This window comes from Streptomyces sp. NPDC050704, assembly GCF_040654355.1.
In the GTDB taxonomy this organism is placed as follows: domain Bacteria; phylum Actinomycetota; class Actinomycetes; order Streptomycetales; family Streptomycetaceae; genus Streptomyces.
In genome coordinates, this window is record NZ_JBFAHW010000263.1 from 1 (window position 1) to 2,108 (window position 2,108).

The following is a 2,108-nucleotide window of genomic DNA, read 5'->3' on the forward strand; positions in this document are numbered from 1 at the left end:
GACCGGCGGCTTGTCCGGCTCGGCCAGCGCACCCTCCGAACGCGGGAAGAACTCGTACCACGAGCCGTACAACGCCCGCTCCCGCTCCACCAGCAAGGGCATCGGGTTCGACCGGGAGAGCCGGTCGCGCAGCGGGTGTTCCGCGAGAACCGCGTCCACGGCCGGAGTCAGAGCGGCGGCGAGGCGGGTGGCCGGCGGCCGGGATTCGTCGCGCAACGCGTGCGCGGCGGTCAGCACCACCGCTCGTCCCGCCTCGTCCGGCACTCCGGCGGCGGCCCGCTCGTAGAGTTCGACGCCCTCCTCCAGGACCAGCCCGACGTCGATACCGGCCGGGACCTTGATGCCGGCGGCGCGGCGCCAGGTGGTCACCGGGTCGGACCACGCCTCCACCCGGTACGTCCAGTCGCCGACCGCTTCCGGGGTGACGTCGGCGCCCCAGCGGTCGGTGCCGGGGGCCAGTTCGCGCATGGGCGTCCAGGGGCCGGAGCGGCCCTCCGGGCCGTGCAGGACGACGTTCGCGCCGACCGCGTCGTGGCCCTCACCGAAGACGGTGGCCGTGACCTGGAAGGTTTCGCCCAGGACCGCCTTCGCCGCACGGCTGCCGCCCTCGACCGCCGGTCGGACATCGATGACGGGGACTCGTCCGACAGAGACGACAGGGACACGTCCGACAGAGATGACGGGGATACGTCCATCAGAGGGGACGCGGCCGTCGGCCGGGTTCTGGTTCATGGGTTTCACCTCCGCCGTTCCTGAGTTCGGTTCGTGGTACTCGGCACCGCCGGCAGGCCCTTACGAAACAGGGCTTGCTCGGAGGCCGTCCGACCGTCGGTGACTCGTCGAGCTCCTGTCGGTCCGTTCCGGCCGGTGGGCTTCCGGCCGGCGGGCATCCGAATCGGCGGACACGTGACGCTCGGCGGACAGGTAACGCTCGGCGGCGTGCACGGCCTCGCGCGCGCAGCGTTTCCCCATCAGCACGCACAGCGTGTAGCCCGTGTCCTCGAAATTGCCCCGGGCGGCACGGTCGGCGGGGGCGGCGAGCATCATGCGTTCCCAGGACCGGTAGAGCTCCAGGTGCCTGGCGACCTCGGCTTTGGCAGGCAGCAGCATTTCACCGGTCACCTTCCACTCCCTCGAATGCGCGCGGCTCGCCCGGGATCGTGCGTGAGGACCGTGCGCGGAGAGGCACCGACCGATTACGGCGGTCGATGCCCTCACTCATGGTGCACGGGGGACGACGGAACGTCCTGTTGTCGCTTCAACAACATCGGGAGGTGCTCGTGTTGCACGAATGGCGCAGTGCTCCCACTCTGGGAGTGACTCAGAAGCGATCAGTACTCACGCTTCGTGTTCAGGCTCGGTCCGCAGGGGGCGAGGAGGAGCGAGAGCTTCACCGGTGAGGAGCCAACGACGATGAAGACCGTAGTGCCCTGCTACTACCACCTCGACGTGGAGGTCAGTCCGGAGCGGGTCGAACAGGTCGGGCGCATTCTGGCCGCCCATCTCCGGTACTGGAATCTGGACAACCTCGTCGAGCCCGTCTGTCACTGTGCGGAGGTCCTGCTGCTCACGATCGACGAGCACGCCACGGACAAGAACACCACCATCGAGATGTGGTGGAACGGTCAGCACCTCATCACCGCGGTGGCGGACAACGACGGAGAGTTCCACCAGGACTCCGCCACCAGCGGCTGCCTGGCCCATATCGCCGCACTGAGCGACGGCTGGGGGTGCTGTGCCTCAGGTACCGGCGGAAAGATCATCTGGTTCTCGCGCCGCGCCCGCGCCATGGAACGCGCCCCGCTGGTCCCGGCTGTACCGGTGCCCAGTATTCGGGAGGCCCGCCGGATGCCCCGCGAGGCGCCGGTACCGGCCTTGGCGGTGGCCGGGCCCGTCGGCGGTCTGCTCGAAGACTCCGCCGCCGTCGGCGTCGGTGCCCAGGGCCCGGAAACCCCGTCGCTCATCATGGCGGTGCTCCCGGCGAACGACGGGTGATACGTCCGCGCGGAGATCCCGGACCGCGATAAAGACCCGCGAGACCCGGGAGATCCGGGAGATCGGCGAGATCCGGGGGAGCACTCCACCGGCCCGCGACCGCTTCGGCGGTC

General features: G+C 69.8%; 3 protein-coding genes. 1 reads left to right on the forward strand and 2 read right to left on the reverse strand.

Features of this window, described 5'->3' with window-relative positions; genetic code table 11:
• Both AB0I18_RS51940 and AB0I18_RS51945 read right to left on the reverse strand, forming a co-directional pair.
• Nucleotides 1-732 (reverse strand): maltotransferase domain-containing protein (locus AB0I18_RS51940; RefSeq protein WP_363112874.1); only part of this gene is annotated, 732 nt, incomplete at its 3' end.
• A gap of 60 nt (nucleotides 733-792) precedes the next feature.
• Nucleotides 793-1,110, reverse strand: a complete 318-nt coding sequence (locus tag AB0I18_RS51945; RefSeq protein ID WP_363112876.1) for a DUF5133 domain-containing protein — start codon at nucleotides 1,108-1,110, stop codon at nucleotides 793-795.
• Nucleotides 1,111-1,413: 303 nt separating this feature from the next.
• On the opposite strand from AB0I18_RS51945, the gene AB0I18_RS51950 reads away from it, so the two are divergent.
• Complete coding sequence (locus AB0I18_RS51950; protein WP_363112875.1) at nucleotides 1,414-1,995, forward strand: pep a2; 582 nt, start codon at nucleotides 1,414-1,416, stop codon at nucleotides 1,993-1,995.
• The last annotated feature ends 113 nt before the right edge of the window (nucleotides 1,996-2,108 follow it).